This window comes from Streptococcus hillyeri (assembly GCF_041081565.1).
GTDB classification, from domain to species: domain Bacteria; phylum Bacillota; class Bacilli; order Lactobacillales; family Streptococcaceae; genus Streptococcus; species Streptococcus hillyeri.
This window is the reverse complement of record NZ_CP163513.1, coordinates 22016-39612: the sequence shown is the minus strand read 5'-3', so window position 1 is coordinate 39612 and position 17597 is coordinate 22016. Positions and strand designations below refer to the sequence as shown.

11 protein-coding genes, 7 tRNA genes and 2 rRNA genes are annotated in these 17597 nt (G+C 41.9%); all 20 read right to left on the bottom strand.

What is annotated here, in order from left to right:
- Window positions 1-47 precede the first annotated feature (47 nt).
- Entirely contained in the window at window positions 48-257 is a 210-nt protein-coding gene (locus tag AB6M99_RS00195; protein ID WP_121835866.1) for a hypothetical protein, read from the bottom strand.
- Window positions 257-1711, bottom strand: coding sequence for an amidophosphoribosyltransferase (gene purF / locus AB6M99_RS00190; RefSeq protein WP_369351242.1), 1455 nt, complete (start codon window positions 1709-1711; stop codon window positions 257-259). The genes AB6M99_RS00195 and purF overlap by 1 nt, the downstream gene beginning before the upstream one ends.
- Before the next feature lie 152 nt (window positions 1712-1863).
- A complete protein-coding gene (locus AB6M99_RS00185) occupies window positions 1864-5589 on the bottom strand; it encodes a phosphoribosylformylglycinamidine synthase (RefSeq protein ID WP_369350845.1) in 3726 nt (1241 codons plus the stop codon).
- 64 nt (window positions 5590-5653) lie between these two features.
- Window positions 5654-6361, bottom strand: a complete 708-nt coding sequence (gene purC, locus AB6M99_RS00180) for a phosphoribosylaminoimidazolesuccinocarboxamide synthase (RefSeq protein ID WP_121835864.1) — start codon at window positions 6359-6361, stop codon at window positions 5654-5656.
- A 140-nt stretch (window positions 6362-6501) separates the two neighbouring features.
- Complete coding sequence (gene plsX / locus AB6M99_RS00175; RefSeq protein ID WP_121835863.1) at window positions 6502-7497, bottom strand: phosphate acyltransferase PlsX; 996 nt, start codon at window positions 7495-7497, stop codon at window positions 6502-6504.
- 58 nt (window positions 7498-7555) lie between these two features.
- Entirely contained in the window at window positions 7556-8320 is a 765-nt protein-coding gene (recO, locus tag AB6M99_RS00170) for a DNA repair protein RecO (protein WP_369350842.1), read from the bottom strand.
- On the bottom strand, window positions 8310-9485 hold the full coding sequence (locus tag AB6M99_RS00165; RefSeq protein ID WP_121835861.1) for a pyridoxal phosphate-dependent aminotransferase: 1176 nt from the start codon (window positions 9483-9485) through the stop codon (window positions 8310-8312). Before AB6M99_RS00165 ends, recO begins: the two co-directional genes overlap by 11 nt.
- A 74-nt stretch (window positions 9486-9559) precedes the next feature.
- The gene (locus AB6M99_RS00160) at window positions 9560-10525 is read right to left on the bottom strand and encodes a ribose-phosphate diphosphokinase (RefSeq protein WP_121835860.1); all 966 of its coding nucleotides are present in this window, start codon (window positions 10523-10525) and stop codon (window positions 9560-9562) included.
- 608 nt (window positions 10526-11133) lie between these two features.
- Window positions 11134-12327 carry a peptidoglycan hydrolase PcsB gene (pcsB, locus tag AB6M99_RS00155; RefSeq protein ID WP_121835859.1) on the bottom strand — a complete coding sequence of 398 codons (1194 nt, stop codon included), beginning with the start codon at window positions 12325-12327 and terminating at the stop codon, window positions 11134-11136.
- A 111-nt stretch (window positions 12328-12438) separates the two neighbouring features.
- A complete protein-coding gene (gene mreD, locus AB6M99_RS00150; protein ID WP_121835858.1) occupies window positions 12439-12933 on the bottom strand; it encodes a rod shape-determining protein MreD in 495 nt (164 codons plus the stop codon).
- A 2-nt stretch (window positions 12934-12935) separates the two neighbouring features.
- A complete protein-coding gene (gene mreC / locus AB6M99_RS00145; RefSeq protein ID WP_183121673.1) occupies window positions 12936-13763 on the bottom strand; it encodes a rod shape-determining protein MreC in 828 nt (275 codons plus the stop codon).
- A 64-nt stretch (window positions 13764-13827) separates the two neighbouring features.
- Window positions 13828-13915: transfer RNA gene (locus AB6M99_RS00140), tRNA-Ser, on the bottom strand.
- Window positions 13916-13923: 8 nt separating this feature from the next.
- Window positions 13924-13997: transfer RNA gene (locus AB6M99_RS00135), tRNA-Ile, on the bottom strand.
- A gap of 12 nt (window positions 13998-14009) precedes the next feature.
- Window positions 14010-14082: transfer RNA gene (locus tag AB6M99_RS00130), tRNA-Thr, on the bottom strand.
- Window positions 14083-14094: 12 nt separating this feature from the next.
- Window positions 14095-14176 (bottom strand) — tRNA-Leu (locus AB6M99_RS00125).
- A 4-nt stretch (window positions 14177-14180) separates the two neighbouring features.
- Window positions 14181-14253 (bottom strand) — tRNA-Lys (locus AB6M99_RS00120).
- Window positions 14254-14255: 2 nt separating this feature from the next.
- Window positions 14256-14328: transfer RNA gene (locus AB6M99_RS00115), tRNA-Asp, on the bottom strand.
- A 19-nt stretch (window positions 14329-14347) separates the two neighbouring features.
- A tRNA-Val gene (locus AB6M99_RS00110) sits at window positions 14348-14420 on the bottom strand.
- 28 nt (window positions 14421-14448) lie between these two features.
- Window positions 14449-14564 (bottom strand): 5S ribosomal RNA (gene rrf / locus AB6M99_RS00105).
- Between the two features lie 83 nt (window positions 14565-14647).
- Window positions 14648-17547, bottom strand: a 23S ribosomal RNA gene (locus tag AB6M99_RS00100).
- Window positions 17548-17597: the final 50 nt, after the last annotated feature.

Sequence of the window (17597 nt, the reverse complement as noted above, 5' to 3'; positions counted from 1 at the left end):
TAAACCAACCGTCAATTTACCGTCAATCCTTTTGGAAAATAGCAGTGCTATTTAACCTTATCGTCTTTTAATAGTTTTAAAATTTCATTCCACTGATAGAGAGAGTAGAGCCAAACCAAGACCGCTACACCATAACCTAATCCTGCCCAGATATGTTTCTCCATGAGAGAGACAACCGTTAAAATACTCAATATCGGTAACAGTATAAGACTAATGCCAGCCATGAGATGATGTATTTTGTTAATAGCCTTCTCCATTACTTCACCTTTTCAATATAAAAGCTTGTCTTCTCATCAAGGCTACGAAGATATTCTGCTTCATAATCGTAAAGTGGTGTTGGGTAGTTCCCGTCAAAATAAGCCACACAGAGCCCACCATTTGGCGCATTGGTTTCAAGACCAATAGACTCAATCAAGCCATCAAGAGAGAGGTAGGTTAGGCTATCTGCCCCAATAATGTCACACACTTCTTCCACACTATGATTGGCAGAAATCAATTCCCGACGCGTCTGGATGTCAATCCCGTAAAAACATGGGTATTTTAGTTCTGGACTTCCAATCGCCACATGGACTTCTTTGGCACCAGCTTCACGCAATAATTGAACAATACGGCGTGACGTTGTCCCTCGAACAATCGAGTCATCAACCATGACCACACGTTTATCCTTGACGACACCAGATACCGCTGAGAGTTTCATGCGAACACCCTGCTCACGCAATTCTTGCGTTGGTTGGATAAAGGTCCGCTGCGTGTATTGATTTTTGACCAATCCCATTTCGTTTGGCAGACCTGATTCTTCAGCGAAGCCCATAGCTGCTGATAAGGATGAGTTTGGCACACCAACCACAATGTCAGCTTCATGCTTGAATTCCTGCGCCAGCCTTCTTCCCATATTCTTACGAGCCGTATGGACGTTGACACCCGCAATGGTGGAGTCAGGACGCGCAAAATACACATATTCCATCGAACAAATAGCCAACTGTGTATCAGTGGTGTAAGTATCGTACTGGATGCCATTGTCATCAATGATAATCACTTCACCGGGATTGACATCACGAACCCACTCGGCACCAACCACTTCAAAGGCACAGGTTTCTGAAGAGACTACCCAAGCGCCATTTTTCATTTGTCCAATAGAAAGCGGACGGAAGCCATTAGGATCAAGCGCCGCAATGAGCTTGTCCTCTGTCATCAAAAGATAAGCAAAGCCACCTTTGACAGTATTCAAAGCCTCTTTAACCTTACCCATAAATTCTGGATTGTGGCTACGGCGAATGAGGTGCATCAAGATTTCCGTATCTGATGAAGCATTAAAAATGGCCCCTTGCGCTTCCAATTCTTTTTTTAACGACACCGCATTGGTTAAATTCCCATTGTGGGCAAGGGCTAGTTGCTCATTGGTAAAGGTGTAAAGGAAGGGCTGAATGTTATTGATTGAGGCTGCGCCTGCTGTCGCATAGCGCACATGCCCAATCGCTGCTGTTCCTGTTAATTTTTCCAAATCAGCTGGATTTTTAAAGACCTCTGAAAGCAACCCCGTATCACGGTGGCCCAACAGATGTCCTTGGTCATTTGAGACAATCCCCGCCCCTTCTTGACCGCGGTGCTGCAGGCTATGAAGCCCAAAATAAGTCACTTGGGCTGCCTGTGGGTGTCCCCAAATGCCGAAGACACCACATTCTTCGTTTAATGATTTTACTTCGTATGTCATTTGATTTTTCCTTTTTGGGTGTTTTTCTGATGTGGTGATGGCATCATTTCATGACTAAGTCAATAGCCTTTGACACCTCAAGAGTGATGTTATCACTTTTTATCACGGTGAAAAGCACCTACTACGAGTTCACTTTCGTTCGCTCATTCATTTTATTTCCCTGTAAAGTACTTCACGGCACTTTCAAAGAGTTTTTGATCTTTATTTCCTGGAATATTTTGGAAAAGACCTTCTTCCCAACGTTCTGAGTGTCCCATCTTACCAATGATTTGCCCGTTCTTGCTCGTAATGCCTTCGATGGCATGAAGAGAACCATTTGGATTATATTGGCTATCCATACTTGGCTGACCCGTAAAGTCCACATATTGGCTCCAAATTTGCCCATTGTCACGCAACTCTGCAAATTCTTCTGCCGTCACAACAAATTTTCCTTCACCGTGTGATACTGGAATCGCATAAACATCGCCTACTTGGACACCTGCAAGCCATGGAGAGTTGGTATTCGCCACACGAGTTTCCACCATTTTGGCAACGTGCTGGTTAGCATCGTTATAGAAAAGGGTTGGGCTGGTTTCAGTCGTATCCTCAAAATTACCATAAGGTAGGAGGCCTGATTTCACAAGAGCTTGGAAACCATTACAGATTCCGATGATAAGACCACCACGCGCGATAAAGTTGTCAATAGCAGAGCGGACCTTCGCATTTAGCAAGATCGTCACGATAAACTTAGCAGACCCGTCTGGTTCATCTGCAGCAGAGAAGCCACCTGCAAAGAAGAGGATATTGGCTTGGTTAATATGGTCAACCATGGTGTCAACAGACTGCTCAATCGCTTCACCATCAAGAGTGACAAACGGAACCATGTTCACCTTAGCACCAGCCTGTTCAAAAGCCTTAGCCGAATCATATTCCGAGTTTGTCCCTGGGAAAACTGGAATGTAAACCAAAGGTTTGTCAACGATTTCTTTAGCTTGTTTCACGGTATCAGTGACAATAGCGGGTACTGTTTCCAAGGTTGTTTCTTGTTCAAACACCGTTGGATAGATATCTTCTAGTGTGCCTTCAAAGGCTGCTAGTAGGCTCTCACCAGATAAGTTGACACCATTGACAACCACGTTAAAGTCCGCTGTCGTTTGACCAATTTTCACAGCGTCAGCAATCTCCTCTTTTGAAGTAAAGATGAAACCACCCAATTGAGCTGTCAAGCTACTGTCAAGCTCTGCTATTTCCACAGAAACACCGATACGATTACCAAATGTCGCTAGAGCTAGAGCTTCAATCAGACCACCATATTTGACAGCGGAAGCTGAGGTCAACGTATGTTTTTCTTGAATAGCAGACAAGGTTTCAAAATTCTGCTTAATCAGTGCAAAATCAATATCAGCAGTAATGCCTTGACCTGGTAAGTAGTAAATGTTCTCTCCGGCAGCTTTGAACTCTGGCGACAAGACCTTACGAGTATCCGCAGTCGTTACCCCAAAGGCAACGAGCGTTGGAGGGACAGTTAAATCTTCAAAAGTACCTGACATCGAATCCTTACCACCGATTGATGGCAAACCAAGCTGAAGTTGAGCTTCAATAGAGCCAAGGAGAGCTGCTACTGGTTGACCAAAACGATCAGCTTGTTTATCCATACGCTGAAAATATTCTTGGTAAGAGAAACGCGCCTTAGACCAGTTAGCTCCTGTTGCTGCTAACCGTGCAGTCGCTTCAATGACCGCATAAGCCGCCCCATGATATGGAGACCATTCTGCGATATAAGGATTAAATCCTTGTGCTATCACAGAAGCTGTCGTTGTCACACCATGTTGAACTGGTAATTTCTGTACAGAGGCCTCTGTTGGAGTCACTTGATAACGGCCACCAAGCGGATGATTAACAGTAGAGCGACCAACAGAACTATCAAAAATCGTCTGCAACCCTTTTTGACTAGCGTGGTTCAAATCAGCCAAAGCAGCTAGAGTATCTTTTTCAAGAGTTTCTGCTGAAGTGACGCGTACTTCTGGAACAGCTACTTCGCTGTCCACCACATTAGCATCTACTACCACGCGCACCCCATTGGTATCAAGGAAGCGACGCTCAATATCTACAATCGTTTGCCCATTCCACGTCATGACAAGATTTGGTTTTTCAGTCACTGTTGCCACAACTACAGCATGAATATTTTCTGTCGCACAAGCTGAGATAAAAGCATCCACATCACTAGGACGCACCACAACCGCCATACGTTCCTGTGATTCTGAGATAGCAATTTCTGTACCGTTTAGACCAGCATATTTAAGTGGCACCTTATCAAGATCAATTTCAAGTCCGTCAGCCAATTCACCGATGGCGACACAGACACCACCTGCACCAAAGTCATTTGATTTTTTAATAAGCCGAGTCACTTCACCATTACGGAAAAGGCGTTGAATTTTCCGTTCTTCAATGGCATTTCCTTTTTGAACCTCTGCGCCAGCTGTTTCAACCGATTCGACTGTCTGAACTTTAGACGACCCTGTCGCACCACCAACGCCGTCACGACCTGTTTTTCCTCCAAGAAGGATAACCTCGTCACCAGCTTCTGGTTTTTCACGGACAACATTTTCCTTTGGAGCCGCACCGACAACCGCACCAAGCTCCATGCGTTTAGCCACAAAGCCTGGGTGGAAATATTCACGAACATAAGTCGTTGCTAGACCAATCTGATTTCCATATGAAGAATACCCATGAGCTGCTGTTTTTGAAATGACCTGCTGTGGCAATTTTCCTTCACGCGTCTCCGCAAGCGGAGCTGTAATATCGCCAGCCCCTGAAATCCGCATCGCTTGGTAAACATAAGAACGCCCCGACAAGGGATCACGAATCGCACCGCCAATACAAGTCGCTGCTCCACCAAACGGCTCAATTTCTGTTGGGTGATTATGAGTTTCATTTTTAAACATAAGAAGCCACGGCTCTTTGACGCCATTGACATCAACCTCAATCTCTACAGAACAGGCATTGATTTCATCTGATACCTCCATGTCATCCAAGCGACCATTAGCACGCTCATAACGTCCAAAAATCGTCGCCATATCCATCAAAGTTTGTGGCTTTTCAGAACGACCCAATTCCTCACGCATCGCCAAATATTTATCATAGGTTGCTTGTAACTGCGATTGAAATTGTGATTCCGAAAAATTGATTTGCTTCAATTCTGTTTCAAAAGTCGTGTGACGGCAGTGGTCTGACCAATAAGTGTCCAAAACCTTCAACTCAGTTTCAGTCGGCACGCGCCCAATGGATTTAAAGTAATCTTGAATAAAGACAAGGTCCGCAACCTCCATAGCCATTCCCTGCTCTGCCTTATAAACCGAAAAATCTTCTGCCGTATAAGTTTCAAAGAAATCCAAGGTTGGAATCGTTTTATCTGACACTGAAAATGCCTTCGGTTGAATCGCTACCGTAATATCCTTGAAACGTGAATCAACTGGATTTAAAAGATAGTTTTTTACAGCAGCAAATTCCGCTTCTGCAATATCCTGATTCACCAAATAAAGTTGAGCGGTATTCACGACGACATCACTCTCACTGCCGAGCAATAGCAGAGCTTCTTGAGCTGAGGCTGCCCGTTGATCAAATTGTCCAGGCAAACTTTCAATCGCAAAAAAGGCTGATTGACTAAGAACTTCTGCTACTTCAGTTTCTGACAAAATGTTATCGGTCACCTGCTCAGAAAAAATGTGTTTCTCAGCGCGTTCAACGAGATTTTCTACTAAATTGAACACATCATAAACCTGCACAATGCGAACAGTTGACAAACTAGTCAACTGCAAACGATGGGTCAATTCCTTAACCAAAGCCTGTGATTTTACCTGAAAATCAGCCTTCTTTTCAACGAAAATACGTTTATCCATTTCTTTCACACCAGCTCGATGGGTTATGCCAATCGAATTTCCTTTCTTTCCTAAAACACTGCGACTAATCTAGAGCTTTCAATTTATCCAAAACCACTTGATAAACATCAGTCAAATTGCCTAAATCACGACGGAAAACATCCTTGTCCATATGATTACCGTCAACATCCCAAAGGCGACAGTTATCTGGCGAAAATTCGTCCGCTAAAATAATCTTACCATCCTTATCAAAGCCAAACTCCAGTTTAAAATCAATCAACTGCAAACCTATTTGAGCAAACCAATCTTTCAGCAAATCATTGATACGACGTGTCTCAGCCTTGAGATAGGCAATCTCTTCCTCTGTCGCAATCTTCAAGAACTGCACATGCTCATCATTAATAAATGGGTCGTCCAAGTCATCATTTTTATAATAGAATTCCACAATTGGCGTTTCCAAAGCCATCCCCTCTTCGACTCCAAAACGTTTTGAAAATGACCCTGCTGTCACGTTACGAAGGACAACTTCCAAAGGAATAATCGTCACTTTCTGGTTTAATTGTTCCGTTTCTGATACTTGTTTAATAAAATGCGTTGCCACACCAGCTGCGTTTAATTTGGTAAAAATAAGAGACGAAATCTGATTATTAAGCATGCCTTTGCCTTCAATCGTCTCCTTACGAGCACCATTCAGCATTGTGGCTTGGTCCTTATAGACTGCTTTAATCACATGTTCGTCTTCTGTCGTATAAATATCTTTAGCTTTTCCTTGATAAATAAGTTGATTGGACATGAAAATGTTCGCCTTTCATCAGTTGTTGTTACGATTTTACCAAAAAATTCGCCTTTCATCAACCAAAACACTAAAAATAGATAAAATAAAAAGTTATTATTCTTAAAATCCGAACAATAACTTATTTTGGTTATTTATTTTTATGTTTTATCTGCAAATTCTGTCACTAACTGTGACACCACATCTGTCTCCAACATGGTACGAATTTGTTTAATCGTATAGTAAATCGAAGTTGCATCGCTAGAGCCATGAGCCTTAACCACCGGTGCTTGCACACCAAATAACACCGCACCACCAGCTTTAGAATAATCCATCGTATCCTTCAAACCATAGAGACTATCCTTCAACAAAAGAGCCCCTAATTTCCCTTTGACTCCTGCCGAAGTAATCGCTGATTTCAAAGCTCCCATGACAGACTTTGCTGTCCCTTCAATGGTTTTCAGCACAGCGTTTCCCGTGAAACCATCCGATACCACCACATCCGCAACATCATTCAGTAATTCACGCGCTTCCACATTTCCAATGAAATGAATCGACGGTTCATTCGCTAGCAAGCGATAAGCTTCTTGATGTACTGGAGTTCCTTTGGTCTCCTCCGTACCATTATTTAATAAACCAACACGTGGTTTTTCAATACCACGCACATTCTTAGCATAAAAAGACCCTAGAATACCATACTGATGTAAGTGAGTTGCCGTATTTTCAGCATTAGCACCTAAATCAAGCATGTCAAAATTTTGACCACTCATTGTTGGCAAAGTCGTCATCAAACCTGGACGCTCTACCCCCTTAATACGCTTCACAATCAATGTCCCAGCAGTCAGCAAAGCACCTGTATTACCAGCTGATAAAACAGCATCTGCCTCACCATCCTTAACCGCTTTGGCAGCCAAAACCATGCTAGCTTTCTTTTTGGTACGGATAGCCTTAGTTGGCTCATCATCTGAATTGATTTTTTCCTCCGTATGAACAATCGTCACACGCTCAGTTGCTGTCAAATAAGGACGAATCTTCGTGTCATCCCCATACAAAATCACTTCAATATCTGCGAAATCTGCCAAGGCACGGTTCACACCTTCTACAATAGCCTGAGGAGCATTGTCACCACCCATAGCATCTACTGCAATTTTTTTCATAATTTCCTCACCAAATCATTTGATACTCATATTATACCACAAAACCAAAAAGACAACATTAGTTGTCCTTTCGTATCATATTTCCCCATTCTCCCAAACCATCAATAAACTTCTTACTTTTTAGATGAATACCCACATAATTATCATAGATATCGTCTAAAAAATGGCGGAGCTTCTGCTTCATTTCTGGCTTTACTGAAATGGTTTTCAACTCTTCAAATTTAACTGACTGAAACTGATTCAACAAGTAAGGAACATTGGGATCCAAGTGACTCCGACGTTCATCACGATCATAGTGCTCAGGACATAAAAGACCTGAATACTGATAAGAAAAATCAAATCGTTGACCAACACGATGGCAAAAAACACAGTCGTGAAAGTTCAAAGCAACCCCAAAACGCTCTAAAATTTGGACCTCAAAAATATTGGTTAAAATTTCATAATCCAACCCCTCATTCATCAATTCCAAGGTCTTAACTAAAAAAGCAAATAAATGAGGATCTGGTTGATTATCATTTATAGCAGCATCTGCTAAAGCAACCACATAAGTTGCGTAAGATAAGATAAAAATATCCTCGTTAATCATTTGATAGGCCTCTGAACCATGATAATCGTCAATATAAGATAATCCCGTATCATTCAATTTTACTAAAAAATCAGCCTGTGTTAAAGGTTGGATAACTGAAGCTAATTTTGATTTACTAGCATGCTTGATAAAAAACATACGCTTACCAGCAGTCTCCGTAAATATCTTAACTAATTTATCATCTTCACGGTAATTACGATTATAGAGGACTATTCCTCGCGTTTCCTTAATTTCCATATTGCTCCATAAAGACTTCCAAGCGGCGCATAGCTTCTTTAATAATCTCCATACTAGCAGCATAAGAAATACGTAAATACCCTTCACCATATTGCCCAAAAGCAACACCAGGAATAAAGGCAACAGACTGCTCACGTGCTAATTTTTGAAGAAAAGCAAAGGAATCTTGACCTTCGGCTACAGGAATTTTAGCAAAAATATAGAAAGCCCCATTTGGTCTAATAATTTTGAATCCCATCGCTGACATCTTCTCAATAATGTAATCACGACGTTTAATATATTCCACTTTCATTGGCTTTACATCATCTTTACCAGCTGTTAAAGCTGCAATACCAGCAAATTGAGCAGAAGTAGTTGCTGCAGTCACGAGATACTGGTGACTCTTGATAATCTGTGCTACTAGAGCCTCTCGTGCAAAAATCAGACCCAAACGCCATCCTGTCATCGCATGTGATTTGGAAAGACCATTGATGACAATTGTTTGATCTGGTAAAAATGATGCTATCGACACATGAGGTTCATTGGTATAATTCAGTTCTGAATAAATCTCATCACTCACAACAAAAACAGGGTACTTTTCCAAAACAGCTGCAAAAGCTTTAATTTCATCACGCGAATAAGTCACCCCTGTAGGATTAGCAGGATAATTAAGCAATACAGCTTTAACTCTCTCTCCATACTGTTTAAGAGCTCCTTCAAGCATTTCTGGTGTTAGGACAAAGTCATTAGCAGTTGTATCTATCTCGACAATCTCAGCCCCTACAAGAGTCACAATAGGCTCATAACCAGGATAAGCAGGAGCAGGTAAAAGCACCACATCTCCAGGCTCTAAGATAGCCGTTAAAGTCGCAGATAGCGCTTCTGTTGCTCCCACAGTTACCAAAACCTCATTTTCTGGCGCATAGTCAAGCCCATATTTTTCTTTGACAAAAGCTGACGCAGCTTGACGCAATTCTAATAAACCAGCCATCCCAGTATAATGACTCTGATTAGCATCAATAGCTACCTTAGCCGCTTCCTTAACATGATCTGGAGTATTAAAATCAGGCTCACCTAAAGTCAATTTCAAAATACCAGGAACATCTGAAATAGATTGATCAAATTGACGAATCAATGACACTTCAATCTTATTTAAATTCTTATTAAAACGTTGTGTAAGGTCCATAAAACTCACCTCATAAAGATAATAGACCCATTATACCAAAAAAATCTGCCCATAGGACAGATTTTATACAAGTCTTACTTTTGGCCCAATTCAAAAAGTGGTGACAACGGACGTTTTTCATGGATACGAATAATAGCATCCGCTAAAAGATCAGCAATTGAAATTTGTTCAATTTTATCAATCAAGCGCTCCTCTGGAAGATAAATCGTATCAAGGACCACTAACTTCTTAATCGCAGATTTCGTAATATTTTCAAGTGCTGGACCAGAAAGAACTGGGTGAGTACATGAAGCATAAACAGCCGTTGCACCAGCTTCAGCCAAAGCGTCAGCCGCATGACAAATCGTACCAGCCGTATCAATCATATCATCAATTAGGATACACGTCTTACCTGCTACATTACCAATGATATTCATCACTTCTGAAGTATTCATTTTATCCACACTACGGCGCTTATCAATGATGGCAATTGGAGTTTTAAGGAACTGCGCTAATTTACGCGCACGTGTCACACCACCATGGTCTGGACTGACAACAACAACATCCTCACCAGTCAATCCCGCACGGTCAAAATAATCCGCAATAAGTGGCGCTCCCATCAAATGATCTACAGGAATATCAAAGAATCCCTGAATCTGTGCAGCATGAAGATCCACCGTCAACAAACGATCTACACCAGCGACTTCAAGCATATTAGCTACCAATTTTGATGTGATTGGCTCACGAGCACGTGCCTTACGATCTTGACGTGCATAGCCATAATAAGGCATCACAACATTAACTGTCTCTGCACTAGCACGTTTTAAGGCGTCAACCATAATTAAAATTTCCATTAGATTATGATTAACTGGGGCAGAAGTTGATTGAAGAATATAAACATGGTGCCCACGAATAGATTCTTCAATATTAACTTGAATTTCACCATCAGAAAATTGACGAACAGATGATTTTCCAAGTGAAATTCCCATGGAATCTGCTACCTTTTTTGCCAATTCTTGATTAGACGACAAAGCAAAGAGCTTCAAGTTGTTGTAAGACATGACTTCCTCCAAGATTTTTCTTCAAACTCTATTTTAACCCTTTTTAAAGGATTTTTCAATGAAATAAAGTCAACAAAAATAGAAATTAAAACTAATACTCGTTAAAAATCAAAATTAGATACCAGAAATCCATTGTCTCTTAATAACCGATTTCAATACAGACCAATGTAACACTTGACAAAGCCAGCAATATATATTGTTAACAAGTGATAATAATTTTTAAATAGATTATGACTTCTAGAACTTTCCATATTGGTAAATAATTTCATCTTGAGCTTAGAAATTAGAAAATGAATGAAAACTTTGGCTCTCCAAAAAGAAATTGAACTCCTTAAAATGTTTTGATACTGACTTTATCAGCTTCATTTCACACCTCAAAAACTCTACGAAACCATTTAATACTCATTACTTTTAAGAAAGAAACATTTTAGCCTCACTTTGTTCGGTAGTCCATCAAAAGTATTAGAGGTTCTAAAATGCTAATTTTGATTTTGGATGAGTATGAGATCCTATTGTCATCTAAACAAAAAAAGAAGACTAATTTTAGTCCTCTCTTTAGAAATAGGAAGTTATTCAACTTCAAATAATTCCTACCTTACCTCAAAATTTTATGGATAAATGTATCCAGCAATGCTACTTGGATTAAAAGCACCACGATAATTAGCAATTGGTTGTGTTCCAGTGCCATCCATATTACATTCCATAACTTCAATAGTACCATCAGAATGAACAGCCGTTACAACTGCAACGTGTCCATAATAAGAGTTTGTCCATACTGCTACAGAACCAACTTGAGGAGTTGTACCAGTTGAATAACCAGCAGAACGTGCACTACCTAACCATTGTCCAGCATTTCCCCAATAATTTCCAACCCAAGGTGCAAGAGCTTTTACTCCCCAAGTACATTGACCTGCAGGATAAGTATTTGAAGCAGAATAAGTTACTTTTGCACTTGATGATGCAACAGCAACTGGCGCAGCAGTTGGACTAGCTACTACAGCTGGCGTTGCTTGTGCTACAGGAGGCTGAGCTTGAACAGCTTGAGCTGATTGTGCTTGCGCAGCAGCTGCGGCTGCAGCTTGTTCACGTGCTGCTTTCTCAGCAGCTGCTGCAGCAGCAGCTGCGGCTTCTGCGGCAGCCTTTTCTTGAAGAAGAGCAGATTTTTCATTCTCAGCGGTTGTCAACTGAACAGCTAGATTAATTTGAGCCACCTCAAGTTCTGCTTGTTGCGTTTTCAAAGCAACCTCATTAGCAGCAAGAGTTTTTTGATTTTCCCAAACCGTATTAATAGCTGCTTGGTTCTCTTCTTGTTTTTTTTCAAGAGAAGATTTATCTTCTTCTTGCTGTTTCAACATACTTTCACTAGCTGAAACAAATTCTCTAATAGCGACAACTCGACCAATAGCATCTGAAATAGAGTCTGCATCGATAATAGCTGAAATGTAATTTGTAGCTCCACCATTTTGTTGAGCACTACGAGCCTGATTTTCTAAAGCTCCTGTACGAGCAATAATTTTATCTGATAAAACCTTAATTTCACTAATCAATCGTTCAGATTCAGCTTCCAAACGTTTATTTTCTTCCTCTAATTTCGTTTTTTCACTTTGAAGAGAAGATACTTGTGTTTTGATTGCTGTAACCTGCGCTTTAGCAGCAGACTGCTCTGCTGAAAGTGTACTAATAGTTGCTTCTTTTGCAGCAATTTGTGCTTCATAATCAGTTGCAGATACGAGAGTCAGATTTGAAGCTGTACTCAATGCGATACCACTGAGTAATATTACTGATAAGATACGTTTCTTCATAGAATAATAATTTCCTTTCGATAAGACAGTATACATTCTACCAAAAAAAAGCAGGCACTATGTTACGCTATTGTTACAGTTTATTGATAGTTTAAAACACAAGAAATAATGCTATGTAACACTTTTAAAAATAGGAGATACTCCTAATAAAACAAGACTATTGAGCACTAAAGTTGGCATAAGGTGATAGGCCATCGCTAAATTAATAGGGTATTTTGTTAAACCATAGACCACTGCTAAAAAATAAGTGCCACCTTCAAAAATTAAAATCAGAACTACCATCATTAAAAACCTGGTAAATCCCATTGAAATCAAACCGCTATGCTTCTTTACCAAATAAACCAGTAGAGGATAAATAAAAATAGCTAATCCAACGGTATGGTAAAAATAGCTATCAACAATAAGACCTAGTATAACTGAAATTAAATAAAGTCCAAAACTTGAATATTTCTTCTCAAAATACAACAAAGCAATAAGACTCATATGACTTGAAAACAGGAAAGGACCTGGAATCACACCTTCAAGAAGTAACACTATCTGACTATCAAAAATAAAAGATAGAATCAAAAAAAACGATATCACAAAAAATGATTTTAATTTCACCATAATTATTCACCCAATAGTGTCACATAAGTCAAATGATCAAAATCAGCACCAGGTGAAACATAAACCGTTCGATTCAACTCATCTTCAGAAACAATATCTAAAACTTTACCCACTTTTACATTAGCTGCTGATTTCCCATCTAAACCACTTGTAAAAACTGTAGCATCTTTAGATACATCTAACTTTTTATTCAATTTCGTAACTATAAAAGTATTTTTATCCAAATCAAATCCAGATAATATACCATAAACATCACCTGAATTCGTCGATATTTTAACCGGGATTTCACTAACATTATCAGTATTAGTTAATAAATTAACGGTTGAAAAATAAGATGTTACCTGAGAAATTGTTCCCACTAAGTATCCATTTGATAAGACCAACATATTTTCAGAAACATCTTGTTTTTGGCCAATATCAAGAGAAACCCAATCCAACCAAGCAATTGTAGACCGACTAATTACTTTTCCAGTTAATACCTCTTGATTCTCATAAATATTTTTAACCCCTAAACTAGCCTTTAAAGACTCATTCTCCTCAGTTAGATCCTTCAATTTTTCTTCATGAGGCTCTAAAGATAAAAGTCTCTCTTTTAGCTTAGAATTTTCTTCCCTAACTTCATCTAATGACTTAAAATCAAAAATAAAATTTTTTACCGTTGAAACTGGATAAGAAATCAGGGACGACAAAGTTACTGAAACATTAGATAAATTTTGCGAAAAATTCTTCCTTATTTTAACATCCCTTAAAAGAAAAAAAATAAGTGAAGCAACAAACGTTACAGTCACTACACTAATCAATAAAAAACGAGAAAAACGTAATTTTCGCACAACAAACCCCAAAATCTAGCAAAAATAAAACGAGTTACCTAAAAGATAACATCGTTTGAACATACGGAGAATAAGGGATTCGAACCCTTGCGCCAGTTACCCGACCTAACGATTTAGCAAACCGTCCTCTTCAGCCTCTTGAGTAATTCTCCAAATTTGATGGGCACGAGTGGACTCGAACCACCGACCTCACGCTTATCAGGCGTGCGCTCTAACCACCTGAGCTACGCGCCCAAAATAAAAAAATGCCGGCTACATGACTTGAACACGCGACCCTCTGATTACAAATCAGATGCTCTACCAACTGAGCTAAGCCGGCTTATATTTCCTATGCGGGTTAAGGGACTTGAACCCCCACGCCCTTCGGCGCCAGATCCTAAATCTGGTGCGTCTGCCAATTCCGCCAAACCCGCATCATGACCCGTGCTGGGCTCGAACCAGCGACCCTTTGATTAAAAGTCAAATGCTCTACCAACTGAGCTAACGAGTCTTCGGTCCCGACGGGAATCGAACCCGCGATCTTCGCCGTGACAGGGCGACGTGATAACCGCTACACTACGGGACCTATTAAGTTTCCTTAATCATGGGAGTTAACGGGATCGAACCGCTGACCCTCTGCTTGTAAGGCAGATGCTCTCCCAGCTGAGCTAAACTCCCAAAGGATTTGTTTGAATCCTTATGATTCGCTAAGCAACTACCCTATCTCACAGGGGGCAACCCCCAACTACTTCCGGCGTTCTAGGACTTAACTGCTGTGTTCGGCATGGGTACAGGTGTATCTCCTAGGCTATCGTCACTTAACTTCTTCTTGGATTATCCATCCAAAATTGAATACCTATATTCTATCAAGAAACCGCTACGCTGTCAATATACTTTCTTATTTCTAGGATAAGTCCTCGAGCTATTAGTATTAGTCCGCTACATGTCTCACAACACTTCCACTTCTAACCTATCTACCTGATCTTCTTTCAGGGCTCTTACTGATATAAAATCATGGGAAATCTCATCTTGAGGGGGGCTTCGCACTTAGATGCTTTCAGCGCTTATCCCTTCCATACATAGCTACCCAGCGATGCCTCTGGCGAGACAACTGGTACACCAGCGGTATGTCCACTCTGGTCCTCTCGTACTAGGAGCAGATCCTCTCAAATTTCCTACGCCCGCGACGGATAGGGACCGAACTGTCTCACGACGTTCTGAACCCAGCTCGCGTGCCGCTTTAATGGGCGAACAGCCCAACCCTTGGGACCGACTACAGCCCCAGGATGCGACGAGCCGACATCGAGGTGCCAAACCTCCCCGTCGATGTGAACTCTTGGGGGAGATAAGCCTGTTATCCCCAGGGTAGCTTTTATCCGTTGAGCGATGGCCCTTCCATACGGAACCACCGGATCACTAAGCCCGACTTTCGTCCCTGCTCGAGTTGTTGCTCTCGCAGTCAAGCTCCCTTATACCTTTACACTCTGCGATTGATTTCCAACCAATCTGAGGGAACCTTTGGGCGCCTCCGTTACCTTTTAGGAGGCGACCGCCCCAGTCAAACTGCCCGTCAGACACTGTCTCCGATAGGGATAACCTATCCGGGTTAGAGTAGCCATAACACAAGGGTAGTATCCCAACATCGCCTCATACGAAACTGGCGTCCCGTAATCAATGGCTCCTACCTATCCTGTACATGTGGTACAGATACTCAATATCAAACTGCAGTAAAGCTCCATGGGGTCTTTCCGTCCTGTCGCGGGTAACCTGCATCTTCACAGGTACTAAAATTTCACCGAGTCTCTCGTTGAGACAGTGCCCAAATCATTACGCCTTTCGTGCGGGTCGGAACTTACCCGACAAGGAATTTCGCTACCTTAGGACCGTTATAGTTACGGCCGCCGTTTACTGGGGCTTCAATTCAGATCTTCGCGTTACCGCTAAACCCTCCTCTTAACCTTCCAGCACCGGGCAGGCGTCACCCCCTATACATCATCTTACGATTTAGCAGAGAGCTGTGTTTTTGATAAACAGTTGCTTGGGCCTATTCACTGCGGCTGACTTTAAGTCAGCACCCCTTCTCCCGAAGTTACGGGGTCATTTTGCCGAGTTCCTTAACGAGAGTTCTCTCGATCACCTGAGGCTACTCGCCTCGACTACCTGTGTCGGTTTGCGGTACGGGTAGTGTATACTTAACGCTAGAAGCTTTTCTTGGCAGTGTGACGTCACTCACTTCGCTACTTAACTTCGCTCCCCATCACAGCTCAATGTTAGAGATATAAGCATTTGACTCATATCACACCTCACTGTTTAGCCCAGCTCTTCCATTCGCTGGGTTGAGTTAGCCTACTGCGTCCCTCCATCACTATATACACTAGTACAGGAATATCAACCTGTTGGCCATCGGATACACCTTTCGGTCTCTCCTTAGGTCCCGACTAACCCAGGGCGGACGAGCCTTCCCCTGGAAACCTTAGTCTTACGGTGGACAGGATTCTCACCTGTCTTTCGCTACTCATACCGGCATTCTCACTTCTATACGCTCCAGCGCTCCTCACGGTACACCTTCGTCGCCTATAGAACGCTCTCCTACCATCCCTTACGGGATCCACAGCTTCGGTAATATGTTTTAGCCCCGGTACATTTTCGGCGCAGGGTCACTCGACTAGTGAGCTATTACGCACTCTTTGAATGAATAGCTGCTTCTAAGCTAACATCCTAGTTGTCTGTGCAACCCCACATCCTTTTCCACTTAACATATATTTTGGGACCTTAGCTGGTGGTCTGGGCTGTTTCCCTTTCGACTACGGATCTTAGCACTCGCAGTCTGACTGCCGATTATATCTCGTTGGCATTCGGAGTTTATCTGAGATTGGTAATCCGAGATGGACCCCTCACCCAAACAGTGCTCTACCTCCAAGAGACTTAACATCGACGCTAGCCCTAAAGCTATTTCGGAGAGAACCAGCTATCTCCAAGTTCGTTTGGAATTTCTCCGCTACCCACAAGTCATCCAAGCACTTTTCAACGTGCCCTGGTTCGGTCCTCCAGTGCGTCTTACCGCACCTTCAACCTGCTCATGGGTAGGTCACATGGTTTCGGGTCTACGACATGATACTAATTCGCCCTATTAAGACTCGGTTTCCCTACGGCTCCGTCTCTTCAACTTAACCTCGCTTCATATCGTAACTCGCCGGTTCATTCTACAAAAGGCACGCTCTCACCCATTAACGGGCTCGAACTTCTTGTAGGCACACGGTTTCAGGTTCTATTTCACTCCCCTCCCGGGGTGCTTTTCACCTTTCCCTCACGGTACTGGTTCACTATCGGTCACTAGAGAGTATTTAGGGTTGGGAGATGGTCCTCCCGGATTCCGACGAGATTTCGCGTGTCTCGCCGTACTCAGGATACTGCTAGGTATAAAGACTATTTCAGATACGAGGCTATTACTCCCTTTGGCTTACCTTCCCAGGTAATTCTCCTATAATCTTTAAGTCCACGTTGCAGTCCTACAACCCCGAGGAGTAAACTCCTCGGTTTGCCCTCCTGCCGTTTCGCTCGCCGCTACTAAGGCAATCGCTTTTGCTTTCTCTTCCTGCAGCTACTTAGATGTTTCAGTTCACTGCGTCTTCCTTCTCATATCCTTAACAGATATGGATACTAACCATTAGTTAGTGGGTTCCCCCATTCGGACATCTCTGGATCTGCGCTTACTTACAACTCCCCAAAGCATTTCGTCGTTAGTCACGTCCTTCATCGGCTTCTAGTGCCAAGGCATCCACCGTGCGCCCTTATTAACTTAACCTTATTAACCTAATTCTTTCAAATTAGAAAACTCATTAATTCACAGCGTTT

Coding starts and splice junctions, on each gene's coding strand:
- AB6M99_RS00195 (WP_121835866.1), bottom strand. CDS start 257: ATGGAGAAGGCTATTAACAAAATACATCATCTCATGGCTGGCATTAGT.
- purF (WP_369351242.1), bottom strand. CDS start 1,711: ATGACATACGAAGTAAAATCATTAAACGAAGAATGTGGTGTCTTCGGC.
- AB6M99_RS00185 (WP_369350845.1), bottom strand. CDS start 5,589: ATGGATAAACGTATTTTCGTTGAAAAGAAGGCTGATTTTCAGGTAAAA.
- purC (WP_121835864.1), bottom strand. CDS start 6,361: ATGTCCAATCAACTTATTTATCAAGGAAAAGCTAAAGATATTTATACG.
- plsX (WP_121835863.1), bottom strand. CDS start 7,497: ATGAAAAAAATTGCAGTAGATGCTATGGGTGGTGACAATGCTCCTCAG.
- recO (WP_369350842.1), bottom strand. CDS start 8,320: ATGGAAATTAAGGAAACGCGAGGAATAGTCCTCTATAATCGTAATTAC.
- AB6M99_RS00165 (WP_121835861.1), bottom strand. CDS start 9,485: ATGGACCTTACACAACGTTTTAATAAGAATTTAAATAAGATTGAAGTG.
- AB6M99_RS00160 (WP_121835860.1), bottom strand. CDS start 10,525: ATGTCTTACAACAACTTGAAGCTCTTTGCTTTGTCGTCTAATCAAGAA.
- pcsB (WP_121835859.1), bottom strand. CDS start 12,327: ATGAAGAAACGTATCTTATCAGTAATATTACTCAGTGGTATCGCATTG.
- mreD (WP_121835858.1), bottom strand. CDS start 12,933: ATGGTGAAATTAAAATCATTTTTTGTGATATCGTTTTTTTTGATTCTA.